We start from the raw sequence: 18,916 nt of genomic DNA, 5'->3' as shown, positions 1-18,916 counted from the left end.
CCCTACCCCGTGGGGCAGGTGTTCCGGTACTCGCTGATCTGCTGGTTCGGCGCCGGAGCCGGGCACAGGAACTGCTCGTAGCGCACGTCCTCGTCGACGAACCGCTTCAGCCAGGCGATGCTGTACTTCGCGATCGTCACGTTGGGGGAGATCGCCACCATGTGGCCCTGGCCCCTCAACTCCAGGTACGCCTTCTCCGGTGCGGAGATGAGGCTGTCATAGAACGGCTTCGCGTGCGAGGCCGGTGACGCGATGGCGTCGTTCTGGGCACCCATGATCATCGTGGGTACCCGGTCGCCCTGCCAGGTCTTGTCGTTGTTCCACGGCATGAGCGGAATGGCGGCCTTGAGTGAAGGCCGCAGCTCCGAGGCCTTGAGCGAGCCGCCCCCGCCCATCGAATGACCCATCACCGCAAGGCGGTTGGGGTCGATACGGTCCTTCACGGAGCTGCTCTGGACCAGGAAGTCCAGCGCGTTGACCAGCTGGGTTGCCCGGTCGTCGGGCTGGTCGGTGCCGGAGTTGGTCTCCAGGGTCAGTACGACGAAGCCCTGGGACGCCAGGCGCGGGCCGTACCAGCTGACGACGGCCTCCGGCGACACGAACCCCGGGCTGATCGCCACGGCTCCGAAGGTGCCCTGGCTGGTGTCGGTGGGGTAGTAGGCGGTCCCCTTTTTGAAGGTCGGGCCGTCGACCGTGGTCTGGGCCGTGGCGAAGGGGCCGCGCTCGGCGGTGATGGACTGCTCGGTGGGGTCCGGACCGCGTTGGAAGTCCCCGGGGCCTGCCTGAGCCTGCTGAGGGAGGAGGCTCGCACCGGTCACCGCCAGGGCGGCGGCGCCGGAAAGCAGTCCGAGTCGTTTCGCGGTGCGGGTGCTCGCATGTCTCATGCGGCTGAGCATGCTGACAGAAAGTCAGTACCGCTTCTCGTTCAACTGCTGAATTTTGTACGGAAGTTTGTCAGTGCGGCGAGGAGCGCTGCGCCGACCTGCTGCGCAGCGCGAGCTGCGCGTCGAAGCGGAACGCCGGGTCGTCGAGCCGCTCGCCGTACAGGGCGGTCAGCTGACGCAGCCGGTTGCGGGCCGTCTGCGGATGGATGCCCAGCGCGGTGGCGACTTCCGGGGCCGTACGCCCGGTGGAGGCGAGCAGCGCGTCCAGCGTGTCCGTGAGGCGTTCAGCCTTGCCCGGCGGTAGGCCCCGTAAGGGCTCAAGTACCTGGTCGGCCAGGAGACTTCCGATCGGGGAGCCGTGCAACAGGTGCAGCTCCGCGAGGTGGTCCTGGGCGCTGGTCCGCCCAAGGCGCCGGGCGAGGCGGGCGCAGTGCAGCGAGACCCAGGCCTCGTCCAAGGGGACGGCCGGGCCCACCGCCGCTTCAGTGCCCTGAAAGACCGTCAGCAGCCGCTCGTCGGGCACCACCAAGTGCAGCTCGTCGTCCCTGGTCACCCGCAGGACATCGGCGTCGAGGCCGGGCACCTTCACGGAGGTGGGCAGCAGCACGCAGCGGACCCGCTCCGGAAGCGGCCAGGCGGCTCTGCGGGCCAGGTCCGGCAGCGGTTCCGCGAGCGGATCGCGGCGGCGCTGCAGCAGCCGTGCCACGAGCAGCCGACGGCTGCGCAGCACGTCGTCGGCGGCACCGGCCCGCGCCTCCTCGAAGCCCGCCACCGACTCCCCGGCCATCACATGGATGTGCGTGAGCACCGCCTCGCTCAGCGGAACGGCGAGCTCTCCCGGCAGCGCCGCGTCCCGCGCCACGTCCACATAGCGACGGCAGGCCACCCGGGCGCCGATACGGTACGCGGCCTGCAGCCCGTCCATGCCGCGCCCGCTCAGGTACTCCAGCCTGCCCAGCCTTCTGAAGCGCGGCACATAGTGCTGTTGCGGTGCGTCCGGCTCCTCGACCAGCTCGGTGAACTGGGTGGCCGCCAGACGCACCGCCTCGGCGAGATCACGCGCGACGGCGGAGCCGATCGGCTGCCGGTAGCCGCGTACCTCCCGGCGGATCGCCTGCACCATCTCCGTGGTGAGCTCCGGAAGCCGGTCGCGCAGACGCGGGGCGAGGGCCGGCGGCAGCTCATGCCACGGGTGCCTGGATAAGAACGGCTCGGCAGCTGGCACGTGGCAACTCCCTTGGTAGCACGAGGAGGTGAGTCGTCGTGGTCCGGAGTGTAAGGCGGATGACACCTTCGCCGTGCGCTCGCGCGCGAAATCTGGCGTACGTCACAGGAGTCCCGCATGATTGTCCAGCCCCACGGGTATCCACGGGAGGCACCTTGACCCTCGCGAACGCACAGGACGCCGAACCGCTCCCCATCGGGTTGCGCCGGATGCTGCTGCGGCAGGTCCGGGCCGTCGTCGACGAGATGGAGGAGGCCGTACGTTCCGGGCTGCCGGACTACATGGACATCGCGGAGGGCACGGGCGGCTTTTCGGTACGGCAGGTCATCGACCAGACCGTGAGCTGTTTCGTCTCACTCCACGACGTGACCCGGCCCAGCCCCGCCGCCGTCGTCGAGCTCATCGCCCTGTATGAGGCCATCGGCGCCCAGCACGGCCGCCTCGGCCGCCCCCTCGACGTACTGAGAGACGCGCTCGACCTCGCAGGGCGGGTGGCGTGCCGCCGGCTCATCGAGGACGCGTACCGCGAGAAGTGGCCGGAGCCCGTCCTGACGAAACTCACGGAGGACGCCTTCGAGTTGATGAGCATGGCGATCGCGGCGGCCTCACGCGGGTTCGACGACGTATGCGGCCAGACCCCGGTCGACGTACAGCGGGACCGGCTCCGCGACGCGCTGATCGCCGAGCCGGGACAGGCACCGCGGCCGCTCGCCGAACTGGCCGCCGCGGCCGGATGGCGGCTGCCGCCCACCCTCGCCGTGCTCGCCCTGCCACCGGGCGACCACCCGCAGACCCACGTTTTGCCACCCGAGGTCCTCGCCGACCGCAACCCCGCCGCGCCGTACCTCATCGTGCCCAACCCCCGTATCTCCGGGCGAGGTTGGCTACCCAAGGCCAAGGGCGCCGTCCTCGGGCCCGTCGTCCCCGTCGACCAGGGCGCGGTGTCGCTGCACTGGGCGCGGCGTGCACTGGACCTGGTCGACCGAGGGGTGCTGGCCGCGGAGGCGCCGCTGCGCTGCGTCGACCACCTGGCCGTCCTGACCGCCTTCCAGTCCGGCGACCTCCTCGAAGCCGCCGCGACCACCCTGCTCGGTCCGCTCCTCGAACTCCCTCCCCGCCGCCGGGAACCCCTCCTCGAAACCCTGCTGGTCTACCTCCGTTGCGGAGACAACGCGGTACTCACCGCCGAACGCCTCCACGTCCACGAGCAGACCGTCCGCTACCGCCTCCGCCAGATCAGCCAACTGACGGACGGCACTTGCCCCGATCCCGAACGCCACCTGGAGACCATGCTCGTACTGACCTGGCTGCTGTCGCTGGAAGCGCGCTGAGCGCGCCTGCGCTCACGGCAGTTGGGCGCGCGACTTCGCCCCCTGCTCGCGCAGCCAGCGCACGACCGCGTCGGCGTCCGCGGCGCGGGCGATGTCGAGCGGCGTCTGGTCGTCGTAGCCGATCCAGTCGAGGTCGGCGCCGTGGGCCAACAAGTACTCCGCGGTGGCCAGTTGGCCGCCGTGGCAGGCGCCCCAGAAGGAGCGGGTGAGGGCGTCGCGGTCGACCGGTTCCGGATCCGCCGGCTTGTCGTCGGCCGGTCCGGGGCCTTCGGCTCCGGTGCCGTCGCCTTCGGTGCCCTCGTCTCCGGGGCCTTCGACGAAGACCTTCACCCGGTCCAGCAGACCAAGCGTCGCGGCGTCCTCAATCGTCGTACGCGCCCCGAGTTCGACGAGTCGGCGCGCGGCCCGCCACTGGCCGAAACCGCGCGCGTCGGCGAGCGGTGTGCCGCCGCCGATCACGGCACCTGGCGCCTCGATATCGGCGCCCGCCTGGACGAGCGCGTCGAGCACGGGGACGTCGTTGCAGCTCGCCGCCCAGTGCAGCGGGGTCTCCGAATGGGCGCCCTTGAAACGGGAGTTGGGATCCGCACCCGCCGCCACGAGGGTGGCGACCACCGCGGGACCGTGCGGAAAGTGACCGGGCCAGTCCGCGGCGATATGCAGCAGGGTCCGGATCCCGGCACCAGCGCCGCGCTCGACGATCCGCGCGGTGGCAAGCCCGGGATGCTCGGCAAGGCACTGCCGCAGCGCGGCCACGTCACCTGCACGGATCGCCTCGGTCACCTCGACGGCCAGAGGATCCTGCGAGTCGAGCGTTTCCATCACACGCCTCCAGCCCATCGCCACCTGTCACACACGCCCCTGAGCCTGCCAGAAATCGAACGCCCACGACGCCAACTCGCGGGCGAGCACGAACTGCCGCCGGGTTCCGGGCTGTCGAGGCGAACGGTCAGACGCCGACCTGGACCAGAGCGTGCGTCCCGCTCGTACGCCAGGCTTCCCCGGTCGCGTCCAGTTGCTCCAGCGTACGGGGCGGCAGGCCCGTGGCGACGTCCGACTTGAGGGTGCGCAGCGCCGCCACCGGGGCCGGGAAGTACGCGGTGACCTCGGCGAAGGGGACCGTGGCGCGCCAGTGCCGGTCGCCCACCAGGCGGCGGTAGTTGAGGTCGCCCTTCATGATCGTGAGCGTGGCGGACGCGAAGTCGTCGCGGAGGTCGCCCGGCATGTCCGCGTAAGGGAGTGGTGCGCAGGAGAACGGATGGGTACGCAGGATCAGGCGGCCGCTCATAATCGCCTGCCGCAGCCGTTTGCCGACGTCCGCCGCGTGACCGGAGGCGGCGGACAGCCGGTCCAGGCAGGCGAGGGCGTCGGCGGTGGTGGCGTCGGAGACGTAGTACGGGTACGGCTTGAGGTGCAGCACCACCGTGGCCGCGCGGCGCGTGGTCAGCAGGTGGTCGGCGAGTACGAGGTCGGGGAGCAGCTCGGGTCCGGCGTTGTCCGCCACCAGGCACACCTTGCCGGGCCGAGCCACCGCCAGGAGCTGCCACAGCGCGGCCGAGTCGTCCACCACAAGGCCGGGTACGCGATCGCCCAAGCCCTCGGCGCCCGCGGAGAGTTGGAAGCCGAGATCCGCACGGTTGCCCCACAGGGAGGAGTGCAGGACCGTGCGGTCCTGTTCCTCCGCGGGGAGTTGGGGGAGGCGGTCGAGCGCGGAGAGTTCGTCGTCGACCTTGGAGCTCGCGAGTTCGGCGTTCTTGAACGGGGCGAAGGGGTCGACACCCTGCCACGGGCCGGGCGTGAAGTAGCGCAGGGCGGCCAGGAGTTTGCGGTAGAAGAAGCTCTCCGCCCACAGGAAGGGGACGTCCGGCCAGCGCTGCCCGTGGTAGGGCTCGTCCCGCCACACCTCGGCACCCGGTTCGCCGTGGTCCAGGGGCTCGATCACGCCCTCGGTGATCTCCGCCAACAGGGCGTCCAGCGCGCGCTGCTGCTTGGGCGGGTACGGCGTGGACTGCCGTACCCGCTCGATGAGGGCCGGATGCCGCTCGTCCAGCACACTCCGCGCGAAGGAGCCGACGGTGCTGACAATGACAGGAGCGCGGTCGTGGTCATCAGGCACTGGTGGGCCGGAAAGTGTCATCCCTCCAGTAAACCCTTCACCGTACGGCGCTCATGTCAGCCCCAGCTCTGCGAGTACTCGTTGCGGTACTGCCTGCGCCCCCGCTCCATACGGATCTGGATCGCCACCAGCGCGATCAGGCTTCCGGCGATGACCAGCAGCCCCGGCCCGAGATTCCGGTATTCCCCGATCCGCGCGACCAGCGACGACGCGTCGTCGTCCGTCCCGCCCTCGGGCACCGTTTCCACCGACCCCACGCCTCCGGGTGCGGTCGAGGCCCCGCCGGGCGGCACGGCCGCGCCCGCCCCGTTGTCGGCGTCGTTGCCCGCGCCCGCGTTGTCGTCACGGGCCGACGGTGAGGCTTGCCGGCCGCCCGCCGCATCGGGATCGGCGGCCAGTTGTACACCGAGGGTGTCCAGCGCCTTGGTGACCGGCTGGAAGAACGTCGTGCCGCCGTTGTCGCAGTCCCCGTTGCCGCCCGAGGTGATGCCCAGCGCCGTGCCGTCGGCGAACATCGGGCCGCCGCTGTCGCCCGGTTCGGCACACACCGTTGTCTCGATCAGCCCGGTGACCGTGCCCTGCGGGTAGTTCACCGTCGCGTCCAGGCCGGTCACCTCGCCGGACTGGAGCCCCGTGGTGCTCCCGCTGCGGAAGACCTTCTGCCCGACAGCCGGGTCGGCCGCACCGGTGATCCGCACGCCCTGGCCGTCGCCGACGGCCACCACATCGGGGCCCTCGAGCACGGTGCCGGTGTCGTACCGGATGAGGGAGTAGTCACCAGTGCCGGGGAACTCCACGTCGGTGGTCGTCCCGACCTGCTGGGTGCCCTGTGTGTCCGAGAACCAGGTGGTGCCCTCGGGCCCGCAGTGGCCCGCCGTCAGAATGAAGTCGGCCCGGCCGTTGGTCACGTTGAAGCCCGCCGAGCAGCGGCCCGCACCGGCGAAGAGCGGCTCGGCGCCGTTCAGGCGGGTGGTGTACGTGCCGTCGATGCGTTCCATCCGTACGGACTTCCCGATGCTCTCGGCGACCTTGGTCAGCCGTGACCACTCGTCGGCGGAGACGGTGCGGTCCGCGCGGACGACCACCTGGTTGTTGGCGTAGTCCATCGACCACGAGGTGCCGGACACCCGGGGCGAGTTTTTCAACGTGGCGGTGGCGGACCGCAGTTCGCTCATGCTGTGCTCCACCATCTTGGCCCCGGCGCCCGCCCTGCGTACGTCGGCCGCCGCCTCCTCGTCGGTCACCGCGACCATCGGGCGCCCGTCGGCACCGATCCAGGTACCCGCCGTACGCTCGGTGCCCAGCTCGGAGACGAGTCCCCGGCCCATGTCGGCGGCCTGGCTCACGGCGCCCGGCCGGTCCGGCTCGGCCGACGTCTCGCTCGCCATGGCCTGCGAGACCATCAGCCCTCCGCAGACCAGCCCGCCGATGGCGGCGAACCGCGCGAACCGCTGAACGTTCCGTCGTGCATGCCTCATCCATGGCTCCCGTACGCCTGTCCTGACACAGCGTCATCCGCGCGGGCACCCACGCAGGGTGGACGCCCTCCATCAGTACGTGCCGGCATACCGTCCGGTTCACCGGACCCGCCCACTCTTCTGAGCTGGCCGGATCTCGACGTTGGCGCTCCGCTGGGAGGGCGGTGATAAGGCTGGGGTGCGTCGTGGCTTGTTGTGCCCACGCGGCGGAGCCGTAAATTGACACCGCCCCGCGCCCCTTGCGGGGCGCGATACCGCACCGGAGTTCACCCATGCTGCTCAGAGGGGCGGTCGACAGACGGTGTTGTTGCCGAAGCGGCAATTTTGGTCGCGCCTTCGCAGTCGTGCCCACAATGATCGAGATCAGTGGTTGATCCCCTACCCCGAGGAGGACGTATGCCGAAGGTCACCGACCCGTACACACCCGCAGGCGCGCAGCATCGGCTGGTGGACGTCCCCGGTGGCCGTATCCATCTCGTCGAGCAGGGGAGGGGCCCGCTGGTTCTCCTGGTGCATGGCTTCCCCGAGTCCTGGTACTCCTGGCGTCACCAACTCCCCGCGCTCGCGGCGGCGGGCTACCGTGCCGTAGCCGTCGACGTACGCGGGTACGGGCGCTCCTCCAAGCCGCACGACGTGGCGGCGTACCGGATGACGGCACACGTCGAGGACAACGTCGCGGTCGTACGCGCCCTCGGCGAGGAGACCGCCGTGATCGTGGGCCACGACTGGGGCGCGACCATCGCGGCCCACTCCGCCCTGCTCCGGCCGGACGTCTTCACCGCCGTGGGACTGCTCGGCGTCCCGTACGCACCACGGAACGCGATCCGGCCGACCGACGCCTTCGCCATGATCGGCGGGGACGAGGAGTTCTACGTCGGCTACTTCCAGGAGCCCGGCCGGGCGGAGGCGGAGATCGAGCCGGACGTACGGGGCTGGCTGGCGGGCTTCTACGCCACGCTGTCGGCCGACACGATGCCCCCGTCAGGAGACGGCAGCGTCTTCTTCGTCCCCGAAGGCGGACAGCTCTCCGACCGATTCGTGAAGGACCGGCCCTCCTGGCTCACCGACGCGGAACTCGACTACTACGCGGGCGAGTTCGAACGCACCGGACTCACCGGAGCGCTCAACCGCTACCGCAACGTCGACCGGGACTGGGAGGACCTCGCCGAGTGGGACGGAGCCCCCATCACCCAGCCGTCCCTCTTCATGGCCGGCGAAAAAGACGCCTCCCTCGCCTGGCTGGCCGACGCGGTCAAGGCCTTCCCGACGACCCTCCCCGGCCTGGTCTCCTCCCACATCCTCGAGGACTGCGGCCACTGGGTGCAGCAGGAACGCCCCGAGGAGGTGGGCCGACTCCTGGTTGCATGGCTGGGTTCGCTCCGCCTCGCCGTTCGGTGATCATTACGGAGTCGGGATGCCCGCCGGGCGGGACGGACGTCCGAGGAGAACCGGGACGCCGGGGGAGTACAGGACGCTTGCCGGGGCGTCACCAGGGGCCGGCAGTCCGGCCGCGGTGATCAGGTTCTCCTCGCAGGTGAGCAGCTCGGCGCGGTGCAGCGGCCAGCGCGGGTGGTCGTTCGGGAGGTAGGACGCCGAGCCGAAGAAGGCGTTGTGCATGCCCCAGCGGGCGGTGAGAAAGTGCTCCAACTCGGTGGGTTCCTCGATGCGTTCACCGGCCCGTACGGTGATCCGGCTGTATGCGCCGCGCGGGCCGGGCCAGCGGCGGGAACTGGTGTACGTCACGATGTCGCCGGCGGAGCGGACGGTCATCCGGGACCACAGGTACGGCAGCCGGAAGCCGAGGCGGCCCATCACCACCGGGATCAGCCGCGAGGCGTCCATCGAGCGGAAGACGACACCTCGGCGCCCGTGCGCGTCCACCGAGTACAGGCGCACATTGGTCTCCGGGAAGGTCCCCAGATACGGCACCCCGGGCAGCCGCAGCCAGCCGACCCGGTGCATCCGGAAGGCGACGAGCCCGACGTACGTCACCCCGTCATGCGTGTCGGGAACGGTTCCCCTCGGCAACAGCCCGGCCACGACGGCCGGTTCGACGGCCCAGTGCACGAAGGCGAGGTCGAGCCATTGCTGGGTGAGGAGGGGAGTGCGTATCGGGGTGGGGGCGTCGGGGCTGACAGGGCTCGGCTTCTGCACCGGGCCAGGATGGCAGAGGGGCCGGCGGCGGCGGGCGGCGATGCGGGCCTGTCCGTATCAGAGGCACTCCCCATCAGTGGCACTCCCCTCTCGGCGATCGTCTCAGCGCTCATCCGTGGAACGCCGGTGCGCGACCGCCATGCGCCAGCCGATGATCAAGAGCACGCCACCGCTGCCCAGCGCGGCGACACCCAGAATGGCCTCCCGGTCGTCGCGGGTGGTCCCCTGACCGCCGGCCTCCGCCTGTACGGCCGCGGGACTCGGCTCCGTACGGCAGGTGTCTGCCGCCCGCAGCATCCGCAGATGCCCGGCCACCACCGGCCGGGCGGCCCTCGCCGCGGCCTTGACCTCGGGGTTCGAGCCCCAGTCGAGCTGCCGGTCGATGAGTTCCAGGGCCCTCTGGTGTGCGGCCCGCCGGGAGCTGAGCCAGGCCTCGTCGTACTCGGCGCTGCCGACGCCCGCCTTGACCGCGGCGAGTTCCTGCCGCTGGGCGTCCGTAGGCATGCCGGGCAGGGGGACGCCCAGCCTGCCGGCCAGGGCCCAGTCGCGCCGGCCCAGTCGGTTGTGGTCGGCCACCAGGGTTGCGGCCGTCTCCTTCACGCAGTCGGTGGTGGCGCCCTGCCGGGCGTCCTGGCCGGCGGCGATCTCGGCGAGGTGGCCCTGATGTGCCGCCCGCAGGAATTCGTGGTCGGGCCAGGACAGCCCGGGCCGCTCGTCGGCGATGGCGGGCGCGGCGGAGACCCCGGACAGGGCGAGGAGGGTGAGGACCGCGGGAGCCCAGCGCTTCACGTGCATGGTGCATCCGTTTCGTCTCGGGCGTGAGGGGTGCGGTGCGCCCGCAAGGGGCTGGTGCTGACCATTCACACGCAAGGTGATGGATGCGTCACTTTGGGTGGCGCAAATGGGTGCGGGGGGGGGCAGGGACGGCGGCATGAGCCTCGTATGACCGTCCGTCGCTGTCGTCCGTCGCTGTCGCCCGTCGCTTGTCGGCGGTCGTTTCGGCGGCGCTTATCCGGAAACTCCGTCTGCAGATCGCGGGAGGTTCCAGCGCCTGCCCGCAGACACCACCGACCGGCAGGGGAAACACCATGCGCATCGGGATCATAGGAGCCGGTCGCGTCGGCTCCACACTCGCCAGGAAGCTGGCCGGCATCGGTCATGAGGTCGCCATCGCCAACTCGCGCAGCCCTGAGACCCTGAAGGACCTGGTCTCGCAGATCAGCGGTCCGATCACGGCCGTCACGGCTCAGGAGGCCGCGCAGTACGGGCAACTGGTTGTCGTCGCGATCCCCTTCGGGCGGATCAACGAGCTGCCCGTCGCGGACCTGCGCGACAAGGTGGTCGTCGACGCCTGCAACTACTTCCCTGAGCGGGACGGCCGCGACCCCGAGCTGGACGAGGACCGGACGACATCCAGCGAGAAGCTACGGGCTCTTACCGGTGCCGATCTCGTCAAGGCCTTCAATGCCATCCACTGGGAGAACCTGCGCGACCGTGGCCGTCCCAAGGGTGACCCCGCACGTCTGGCCATCCCTCTGTCCGGGGACGACGAGGAGGCCAAGGCGGTGGTGGCGGGCCTGATCCGCGATCTCGGCTTCGACCCGGTTGACGCCGGCTACCTGGGCCGCGGCGGTCGCCGGCACCAGCCCGGTGCCACGGCCTTCGCCGCCGGACTCTCCGCAGCGGAGCTGGACGCCTTGGTGCACGCCGCCGTCTGAGGGCGGTGCGGCTGGTGTGGGGGTTCCCTTCCCCTGCGCCCGCGCGTCGGACTCGTCGACTCCCCGCCGAACTGCACCCTCAAGAAGGCACGCCCTGCGGGCAGTTGGGCGATGGCCTTCGGGTTGAGGTGCTTGAGCTGCTCGTTGCGGATCAGCCGTGAATCGACGCCCTCCAGCGCCATCGGCCGGTGAGGTGAGGCAGGATCTCCGGCGCGGCGTCGGCAGCCTTGTCGATACTCGGGAATTCGGGCACGACCAGCGTCTGCTCCTTTGCCACCGGCACGAGTTCCAGCTCGGCGCAGCATGGTGGCCAGCGTCGACTCGCTGCCCACCCGCAGCCCCGCGACAGCACCGGAGCACCGTGTTTCCCGGGCCGCCGCCACCGCTTCGGCTCCCGCCTCGGGCGTACGCGGCACGACGACACCGATCGGCGTCTGCCGGAAGTTCGAGGCGTCCGTCGTGTACGCGGCCCGGCTGCCCGCGTCGAACCGCACCTCGCCGTCGACCCGCTCGCGCAACGCGGCCTCCAGCGCGGCCGGGTCGATCCGCGGCGCAGGTGCCCTGCTGATGACGGGATCGAGCAGGATCTTCAACTGTTGGCGGTTTTGCTGCGTTTTCCTGTACGAATCGCGCGGAGTTGCCCGGCTGCCGTGTCTTTGTGCGGTGGTCGATCGTTAGGCCGATCGGATGCGGGGATGTGCCCGGTCCGGGGCTGTTCGAGGCGGTGCGGCAGGGGGTGGCGGGCGTGGGCCGGTTGATGGCAACGGCGACGTGTACCGGCTTCGGTGGCGTGGTCGAGGGCAGCGGCGAGCGGTTCGGCCAGGCCGTGCTGTATGAACGGGTGGGTTTTCTCGCCGAATTGAGCCGCGAGCTGACCCGGGCGCTGGTGGCGTCCCGGTGGGACGAGGACTCGCTGGATGCGCTGGCCGCCGGTGTCGACGGGCAGGGCGAGCCGTTGCCGTCCAAGGGATGGATGGCCATGCGCCGCCTGGACTGGGCGGCGGCTGCCACGCCCGCCGAAGGGGTGTACGTCTCGGACCGGGTGCGCCGGGCGGCACAGGAGTACGCGGCGCGCACCCTGCACCTGGCCCTGCACCGGCGCACCCTGGTGGCGGCCATCTTGGTCACCTGGCCCGACGACCCCCGTCGCCGCACCGGGGCGGAGTGGGAGGCGCTACGGGCCCTGCTGCCCGCCGGCGTCAGCAGGGCGGAGATCCGTAACCGCACCCGGCAGGTACGCACCCACCTGGCCGAGCACGGGAAACTGCCCGCCGGGTTGTGCGAGCTGGAGGAACCCCCCGAGATCGCCGGGCAGGTGCTGCTTGCTGCGATGGACCGCCAGCAGGTCACCCTGGAGCGGGTGGATGCGGGGCTGGTCCGGCTGCGGGTGAAACTTCCGCTGTGCGTGGCCCCCGGCTCGGGGCGGGAGTGGGCCTGGCACGTGATCGACCTGCGCCTGCCCGCCACCGTCGGCCCGGACGCGGTGCTGCACACCCCGACCCTGCGCCCCACCCCCGGCGGCCGGATCGCCGTCGACCTGCCGCACTCCCAGCCCATGGCCGCAGCCCCGCCCACCGGGCACACCGTGGCGGTGGGCTTCGACTGGGGGGTGAACACCCTGCTCACCGGCACGGTCGGCCGCCTGACCGGACAGGCCGGTCAGGCGCGGGTGGTCACCGACGGCCGCCCCCTGATCTTCGACGCCACCGCGATCAGCGCGAAGCTGCACCGGCTGCGCGGCCACCGCGAACACCTCGCCACCCGACGCGAGCACTACCGCGCGCTCGCGGACGGCCTCGGTGCCCCGCACCTGGCCTGGGCCGACCTGCTGGACAAGGCCGCGGTGCTGCAGGTCGAGCATGCGCGGGTGTGCCCGCATCCGCCGTCTGAACCAGGCGCTGGCCTGGTCGGCGGCCCGCTGGGCCGTCGACCAGACGGTCGCGCTCGGCGCCACCGTCATCTACCTGGAGGACCTGGCCACCCTGGAGGCCCGCGGCAAACGTAATGGCAACGCGCGGTTGTCCGGGCAGGTCCGCGGCACCGTCGCCGAGGCGATGAGGCACCTAGCCGCCAAGGCGGGCATCGCGGTGGTCACCGTCCCGGCCCGGGGCACCTCCGCCGGCTGCCCCGGCTGCCCCGGCTGCCTCGGTCCGCTGGGCCACCACCCGGCGCCCGACCGGCTCGATCAGCGCGGCTGGGCCTGGGCGTACTGCCCCGGCTGCGGCCTGTCGCTGAACCGGGATCACGCGGCCGCCCGCCGGATCGTCTCCCGCGGCCTGCTCGCCCAATCTCACACCACGACCGAGCGCGCCACCGGCACCCGCACCATCCGCACCACCGTCGACGGCACCGTCGCTGTGGTGCGCCGCCCGAAGAAGGTCACCCGCCGACTGCGCCGCGCCCGCCGCCAGGCAGCCGCACCACCCCGGCCGGCCGGGCCGAAGGCCACCTCGGGCAAATCCCGCCCCACACCGGCCCGACCCTCCCCGGCCCGCCGGACGAAGACTTCCCGCCGTACGCCCGAGGTGCGTACGGTCCCCGCCACCACCCCTACCGGGGTGGTCCAGCGTCCGGCGGGGCATGACACCCAGGCGGCGGCCCCCTTCCCGGGGCGGGTGCCAGGTCATGGAGTCCCCGCCGCACCCCGCCCGGAGCCTGATCCGGCGTGGAGGGCGCGGCTCTCCCGCGGAACCTGTCGGCGGCGCAGCAGCGCCGCCGGGGGGACCGGCTTCCACCACGCGCACGCCACCGAGGTCCACCCCCTCACCCCGAGGTTCGGACCTCACGACGGCAAGCGCAGACGGCCACGCCGCGCCCGAAAAGCCTGAAACCCTCAGGCACACACAGTGTTCCAGAGAGGCTCTGCACGCCCATGAATCCTCCTCCTGGAATCGGCTGCCGGATCGCCGGCCATGTCCTACGTACGGGGTACGGGCCCGTGCCGTACGTACGGGGTACGGGCCCGTCGAGTACCCAGCAGCCGCCCGCGCATGGCGCCGAGCCCGAGCGGGTACACGCAAGGACGCGTACGTGACCCGGTTCCGCGCCCGCCGTCCCAGGTGCCGCCGAACCGCACCACCGCTCAGGGAGCCACCGTGAAGCTCTCGTTCCTGGACCCGCTCTTCTCCCGCCCCGGACCGTGGGCGAGCGTCCACCTCGACACCTCCCGGGACATCGACGAACCCGACAAGGCGATCGATCTGCGCTGGCGCCATCTGCGGGACTCGCTGCGCGACCAGGGGACGGACGCGGCCACCGTCTCCGTTCTGGACGCGGCAGTGGGCACCGGCCGTGACCTGCCCGGCCGGTACGGGCAGGCCCTGTTCGCCGCGCACGGTCGCCTCGTCCTGGTGGCGGACCTGCCCGACCCGCCCGTACGCGACACGGCCCGCTTCGACGACCTGCCCGACACCCTGCCGCTGGCGATGCAGCGCGCACCGGACATCCCGTACGTGGCCGTCGCCCTCACCCGAGGCGTCTCAGACGAGAAGGACGAGAAGGACGAGACGAGCGAGTACGTCTCCGTCGTCGCCGAAAGCGGGCGGTGGCCGGTCAGCAGGGTCGCGCCGGGACCACGGCTCGACCGCGTGGTGCCGGTCGAGGAGTGGCCGCGCACGGCGTCCCGTATCGCCGAGGAAGTGGACGAACTCGCCGCGCGGCACGGGGCCGAGGTCGTCGTGCTTCGCCGGGACGAGGGCGACCCCTGGCTCTCGGGCGTCCTGGTCAACCGCATGCCCATCCACCTCCAGAACCGCGCGACTGTTGTCGAGAGCTCCCCCGGCACAGCGGCCGACACCACCACCCCGGGCCGACCCCTGATGGAGAGGGAAGTGGCCCGCACGCTGGACGGCCGGCTGAGCGGACCGGACCGCCTCCAGCTGGACACCTTCCTCGCCCAGCGCGCCAGGCACCGCCAGAAGTCCGAGGGCGTCCCCGCCGCCGTCACCGCCCTGCAACGCGGCCGGGCCCGGGCCCTCCTGCTCACCCGCTCCCCACGGCTCCCGGAGCGGCTGTGGCTGGGCGCGGAACCGCACCAAGTCGCCTTGTCGGCCGAGGAGTTGGAGACGTTCGGGGTGAAGTCCGTACGTGACCAGCCGGCCGACGCCGCCTTGCTGCACGCCGCCGCCCGCACCGGAGCCGAGCTGATCGTGCTGGACCCGGACCGGGTCCCGCTGACCGACGGGGTGGGCGTGCTGCTGCGTTATCGCGAGCCGGGGGACATGGCCGTGGAGTAGGGGGCGGAGTAAGCGTCGCGGAGTACAGGAAGAAGATGGTCCCGATGATCTCCCAGTTGGTTGCGGTACCGGCCGACGAGGTGACGCTGGCCGGTGACTTCGTACTTCCCGCGCAGGCCAGGGCGGTGGTGCTGTTCGCGCACGGCAGCGGCAGCTCACGGCACAGCCCGCGCAACCGGATGGTGGCCGCCGAACTGCGTACGGCCGGACTCGGCACCCTGCTCATGGATCTGCTCAGCGAACGCGAGGACGTTCAGGACGCCCTGACGGCCGAGTACCGCTTCGACATCCCGCTGCTGGGGCGACGCCTGGTGGCAGCGATCGACTGGCTGGACGGACAGCCCGAGGCGAGAGGGCTTCCGATCGCCCTGTTCGGCGCCAGTACGGGCGCGGCGGCAGCCCTGGTGGCGGCAGCCGAGCGGCCGGGGCGCGTACTGACCGTCGTGTCGCGAGGCGGACGGCCCGATCTGGCGAGCGACGCCCTGGAACGCGTACGGGCACCTGTGCTGCTCATCGTCGGCGGCCGGGACCGCCAGGTGCTCGGCCTCAACGAGGAGGCGGCCGGGCGGCTGCGGGCTCCGCACTCCCTGCATGTGGTGCCGGGCGCCACCCATCTCTTCGAGGAACCGGGCGCGCTGGAACAGGTCGCGCGAACCGCCAAGGAGTGGTGCGTCGAGCGAGTACGGACCGCGGGGGAGGCCGGCGAGCAGCGGTGACGGTTTCCGGGGGCCGGGCTGAGGTACCCGTGCCCCGTGTTTCTGCTGCGACCTCCCGGCGTCTACGCGCCGCAGGGCGACACCTGGCTGCTGGCCAGGGCCCTGCGGCCGGCTGCGATGCGACCCGGTGCCCGCGTGCTGGACATCGGCACCGGTACCGGCGCGCTGGCCCTGGCCGCGGCACAGGCGGGCGCGGGGCGGGTGACGGCGGTGGACCTCTCGCCGTGGGCGGTGCTGGCGGCCCGGTTCAACGCGACGGTCCGGCGGGCTCCGGTGCGTGTGGTCAGGGGCGATCTGACGCGGCCCGTCACGGGAGAGTCGTTCGACGTGATCCTGGCCAACCCGCCGTACGTGCCCGCGCCCGGGAGCCCGGCATCGCGCGGGGCGGCCCTGGCCTGGGACGCCGGGCCCGACGGCAGGGCACTGGTGGACCGCATCTGCGCCGCCGCCCCGCCATGCCTCGCGCCGGGCGGAATGCTGCTGATGGTGCACTCGGCTCTGTGCGGCACGGACGAGACGCTCGCCCGCCTGCGTGACGACGGGCTCAAGGCCGCAGTGGTCGACCGCGCCACGGTCCCGTTCGGCCCCGTGCTGCGCTCCCGCGCGGCCGAACTCCGCGCCCACGGGCTGATCGACCCTGGACAGGACACGGAGGAGCTGGTGGTGATCCGTGCCGATCAATCACGCCGACTCTGAGGGTCCGCGAGGCCCGCGACGCGTTGTCGTCGTACCGGACGGCCCCATCCTCATCGAGGGCCCGGTCGAGGTCGAACTCGACGACGGCCGCCGCCTCGTCTCCGACCGTTTCGTGGTGGCGCTGTGCGCCTGCCGGCGCAGCGGCACGTACCCGTGGTGCGACACGAGCCACCGACGCCGCCGCCCGTGACGCCATCGTCTTGGGCATGGCGGCCATCGACTGGATGCCTTCGACAGGACCGCCTTCGACAAGGCCGCCTTCGAAAACGGGCCGTCACAGCCCACGCCCCCGCAGCGATGTCCTGCCCTCGCGCCAGCAGTCCAGCAAGTGCCGCTCCATGTGCTGGTCGAGCAGCCCGGTCGCCTGGATACCGAAGACCACGTCCCCGAGGAGACCGGGCTCGGCGTCGAGCAGGCCGCCGATGACATCGCGGCGCAGGACCTGTTCGTGCACGGCGTCGGCCTCGACGTGCTCGCTGTAGAAGAACCGGCAGGCCGGGCCCGCGCCCAGGCGGTCGATCGCGTCGACCATGCGGCGCGCGGTGGGCGCGGTGGTGATCTCCGCCGCCGCGAAGTGGCCGACCAGCGCGGCACGTTGGGAGCGGTGCAGGCCCAGGTACGACATCAGGTTCACCGTGGCGAGCGTGACGGCCGGGACGGCGTCCACGTAGCGGCCGTACGTCGCATCGAGGCCGGCCTCGGCCATCAGGTCCGCGAACAGCCGGGCGTGCACGCGTTCGGCCCGGCCGCCGCCGAACTCGTCGTACTCGACCGCGACGAGGGCCGCCTTGGCGGGGCCCTCCAGGCGCGGGATGACCCAGGCCTGCGGATCGGCTTCCTTCAGCTGGTAGACGGAGCGATGGGCGAAGTATTCGCGCAGCTGCTCCCAGCTGCCGTCCCGCTTCAGGTACTGGGAGACACCGCGCGGTTCCCGGGGCTCCGCGAGGAGGTCGTCCAACTCGCGATCGAGGTCGTCGGGGCTGCCGCCGCCGACCACGTCCGCACGCAGCGCCTCATGGAAGACGCACTCCATGGCGGCCCGCAGCCGCAGCAGCTCCGGATCCCACTCCCAGCCCGCGTCGACGCCCGAGAAACCGCGGTAGTGCAGTTCGTAGCAGGCGTAGAGCGCGAGTTGGAGGTCTTCGCCGTACGGATCTGAATGCGGGACCTCGTGCAGAGACTGCGGGCCGCCCGGTGGCTGCCGCAGGAGTGCTGACAGCACGGCGGAGGACAGCGGCCCGCGCGGCTCGGGGACGACGGGCCCACTCCCGCGCGCCATGACGGGCGTCGCGACGCCGGAGTCCATGAGTCACCTCGGAGGGGGGCGGCGTACTACTCGAGCCGTGCGGGTACCCGCCGCCGCGGTGCGTAACCGACAGGGGTCCGCCTCAGGGACGCCTCACTCGGTGAGCGCGGCGAGCGTCGCGTCGAGGTCGGTCGCGCGCGGGCGGTTGTGGGGGAGTTTGGCGAGGACGCGCGCCATACCGCAGGTGTCCGTGACTGCGGAGAAGACCAGGCCGCCCGCGATGCCCGCGGACAGGAGGCGGGCGCGCGGCCACTGCCGTCCGGCCGCCAGCCCGGCCAGGACGAGTGAACCGGCGGCCAGGCGGACCTGACGCTCCATGGCCCAGACGGCGCGGGCGCCCGCGGGCCGGTGGATGTCGTGGCCGAGCTGGGTCCAGGCGCTGGTGCCGCCGGTGAGGGTGGCGGCGGTGATGCCGTGCTCGGCGAGCCGTTCGCAGGCCCGGCTGGAGCGGGCGCCGGAGGCGCACACGACGAGGAGGTCACCGCGATCGGCGACGCTCCTGAGGGCGGACAGCGCCTCGTCGAGGTGGTCGAGGGGGATGTTGTGGGCGCCGGGCAGATGCCCGGAGGCGTACTCGCCGGGGGTGCGGACGTCGATGACGGTCAGCTCGTGCAGGCGGGCGTGGGCCTGTTCGGGGGCGAGGACGGTGGTCGCGGTCACGTGGAGGTACCTCTTCTTTCGAGGGGTCGGCCTGCGGGTAGGATACCCGTAGGGGTATGTGAATTTTGTGTGTCGAAGTGCGAAGGACTGGCTGTGGAACTGGCGATGGCGGCCGATGAACTGAAGACGGTGGTCAACCGACTGCGCAGGGCGCAGGGCCAGATCGCCGGTGTGGTCAGGATGATCGAGGAGGGCCGGGACTGCGAGGAGGTGATCACCCAACTCGCGGCGGTTTCCCGGGCCCTGGACAAGGCGGGCTTCGCGATCATCGCCACCGGTCTGCAGCACTGCCTGGCCGCCTCGGACCTGGCCGCCGACGGTGACCGCGAGCAGATGCGGGCGCGTCTGGAGAAGCTCTTCCTCTCGCTCGCCTGATCCCCGGGCCGGGTACGTACCG

Annotated in this window: 19 protein-coding genes and 1 pseudogene; 10 read left to right on the top strand and 10 right to left on the bottom strand. The window is 71.7% G+C overall.

From position 1 onward, the window contains the following. Positions 1-2: 2 nt before the first annotated feature. Positions 3-884, bottom strand: a complete 882-nt coding sequence (locus tag G6048_RS13765; protein ID WP_165339808.1) for a poly(ethylene terephthalate) hydrolase family protein — start codon at positions 882-884, stop codon at positions 3-5. A 70-nt stretch (positions 885-954) separates the two neighbouring features. Next, entirely contained in the window at positions 955-2,109 is a 1,155-nt protein-coding gene (locus G6048_RS51360) for a helix-turn-helix domain-containing protein (protein ID WP_165339807.1), read from the bottom strand. A gap of 155 nt (positions 2,110-2,264) precedes the next feature. Between G6048_RS51360 and G6048_RS13755 the strand changes: the two genes are divergently transcribed. Further along, a complete protein-coding gene (locus tag G6048_RS13755) occupies positions 2,265-3,440 on the top strand; it encodes a helix-turn-helix domain-containing protein (protein WP_165339806.1) in 1,176 nt (391 codons plus the stop codon). Between the two features lie 12 nt (positions 3,441-3,452). Here the strand turns inward: G6048_RS13755 and G6048_RS13750 are convergent, their stop codons facing one another. The 3 genes from G6048_RS13750 to G6048_RS13740 form a co-directional block, all read right to left on the bottom strand. Then, a complete protein-coding gene (locus G6048_RS13750; RefSeq protein WP_165339805.1) occupies positions 3,453-4,262 on the bottom strand; it encodes an ankyrin repeat domain-containing protein in 810 nt (269 codons plus the stop codon). Between the two features lie 127 nt (positions 4,263-4,389). Further along, on the bottom strand, positions 4,390-5,577 hold the full coding sequence (locus G6048_RS13745) for a damage-control phosphatase ARMT1 family protein (protein WP_165339804.1): 1,188 nt from the start codon (positions 5,575-5,577) through the stop codon (positions 4,390-4,392). Positions 5,578-5,612: 35 nt separating this feature from the next. Beyond that, complete coding sequence (locus G6048_RS13740) at positions 5,613-7,034, bottom strand: S1 family peptidase (RefSeq protein WP_165339803.1); 1,422 nt, start codon at positions 7,032-7,034, stop codon at positions 5,613-5,615. Between the two features lie 396 nt (positions 7,035-7,430). Between G6048_RS13740 and G6048_RS13735 the strand changes: the two genes are divergently transcribed. After that, complete coding sequence (locus G6048_RS13735) at positions 7,431-8,432, top strand: alpha/beta fold hydrolase (protein ID WP_165339802.1); 1,002 nt, start codon at positions 7,431-7,433, stop codon at positions 8,430-8,432. 3 nt (positions 8,433-8,435) lie between these two features. On the opposite strand, the gene G6048_RS13730 is transcribed toward G6048_RS13735, so the two are convergent. Further along, positions 8,436-9,188, bottom strand: a complete 753-nt coding sequence (locus G6048_RS13730; protein WP_165339801.1) for a YqjF family protein — start codon at positions 9,186-9,188, stop codon at positions 8,436-8,438. A gap of 102 nt (positions 9,189-9,290) precedes the next feature. Continuing rightward, positions 9,291-9,983 carry a DUF4142 domain-containing protein gene (locus G6048_RS13725; protein ID WP_165339800.1) on the bottom strand — a complete coding sequence of 231 codons (693 nt, stop codon included), beginning with the start codon at positions 9,981-9,983 and terminating at the stop codon, positions 9,291-9,293. 293 nt (positions 9,984-10,276) lie between these two features. Between G6048_RS13725 and G6048_RS13720 the strand changes: the two genes are divergently transcribed. Continuing rightward, complete coding sequence (locus tag G6048_RS13720) at positions 10,277-10,906, top strand: NADPH-dependent F420 reductase (RefSeq protein ID WP_165339799.1); 630 nt, start codon at positions 10,277-10,279, stop codon at positions 10,904-10,906. Between the two features lie 337 nt (positions 10,907-11,243). On the opposite strand, the pseudogene G6048_RS52215 reads toward G6048_RS13720, so the two are convergent. Beyond that, a pseudogene (locus tag G6048_RS52215) lies at positions 11,244-11,475 on the bottom strand (hypothetical protein); the annotation flags it as partial. Between the two features lie 128 nt (positions 11,476-11,603). On the opposite strand from G6048_RS52215, the gene G6048_RS51350 reads away from it, so the two are divergent. The 6 genes from G6048_RS51350 (at position 11,604) to G6048_RS13690 (ending at position 16,743) form a co-directional block, all read left to right on the top strand. Next, a complete protein-coding gene (locus G6048_RS51350) occupies positions 11,604-12,911 on the top strand; it encodes a hypothetical protein (protein ID WP_328825877.1) in 1,308 nt (435 codons plus the stop codon). A gap of 49 nt (positions 12,912-12,960) precedes the next feature. Then, positions 12,961-13,734 carry a zinc ribbon domain-containing protein gene (locus G6048_RS13710; RefSeq protein WP_328825890.1) on the top strand — a complete coding sequence of 258 codons (774 nt, stop codon included), beginning with the start codon at positions 12,961-12,963 and terminating at the stop codon, positions 13,732-13,734. A gap of 267 nt (positions 13,735-14,001) precedes the next feature. After that, positions 14,002-15,141, top strand: coding sequence for a baeRF2 domain-containing protein (locus G6048_RS13705; RefSeq protein ID WP_165339796.1), 1,140 nt, complete (start codon positions 14,002-14,004; stop codon positions 15,139-15,141). 44 nt (positions 15,142-15,185) lie between these two features. Then, positions 15,186-15,857, top strand: a complete 672-nt coding sequence (locus tag G6048_RS13700; protein ID WP_165339795.1) for a dienelactone hydrolase family protein — start codon at positions 15,186-15,188, stop codon at positions 15,855-15,857. A 36-nt stretch (positions 15,858-15,893) separates the two neighbouring features. Next, entirely contained in the window at positions 15,894-16,553 is a 660-nt protein-coding gene (locus G6048_RS13695; protein ID WP_165339794.1) for a HemK2/MTQ2 family protein methyltransferase, read from the top strand. Further along, positions 16,528-16,743 (top strand): CDGSH iron-sulfur domain-containing protein, encoded by a 216-nt coding sequence (locus G6048_RS13690; RefSeq protein WP_165339793.1) that lies wholly within the window; start codon positions 16,528-16,530, stop codon positions 16,741-16,743. Before G6048_RS13695 ends, G6048_RS13690 begins: the two co-directional genes overlap by 26 nt. An 84-nt stretch (positions 16,744-16,827) precedes the next feature. Here G6048_RS13690 and G6048_RS13685 read toward each other — a convergent pair whose 3' ends face one another. Together G6048_RS13685 and G6048_RS13680 are read right to left on the bottom strand one after the other, a co-directional pair. Then, complete coding sequence (locus tag G6048_RS13685) at positions 16,828-17,859, bottom strand: iron-containing redox enzyme family protein (RefSeq protein WP_235989717.1); 1,032 nt, start codon at positions 17,857-17,859, stop codon at positions 16,828-16,830. Positions 17,860-17,952: 93 nt separating this feature from the next. After that, complete coding sequence (locus G6048_RS13680) at positions 17,953-18,519, bottom strand: rhodanese-like domain-containing protein (RefSeq protein WP_165339792.1); 567 nt, start codon at positions 18,517-18,519, stop codon at positions 17,953-17,955. 93 nt (positions 18,520-18,612) lie between these two features. Here G6048_RS13680 and G6048_RS13675 point away from each other — a divergent pair, with 93 nt between their 5' ends. Continuing rightward, positions 18,613-18,894, top strand: a complete 282-nt coding sequence (locus G6048_RS13675; protein WP_165339791.1) for a metal-sensitive transcriptional regulator — start codon at positions 18,613-18,615, stop codon at positions 18,892-18,894. Positions 18,895-18,916: the final 22 nt, after the last annotated feature.

The sequence above is a fragment of the Streptomyces ureilyticus genome, assembly GCF_011045025.1.
Lineage (GTDB): Bacteria > Actinomycetota > Actinomycetes > Streptomycetales > Streptomycetaceae > Streptomyces > Streptomyces ureilyticus.
The sequence above is the reverse complement of the archived record's forward strand: the minus strand, read 5'-3'. Positions and strand labels throughout refer to the sequence as shown.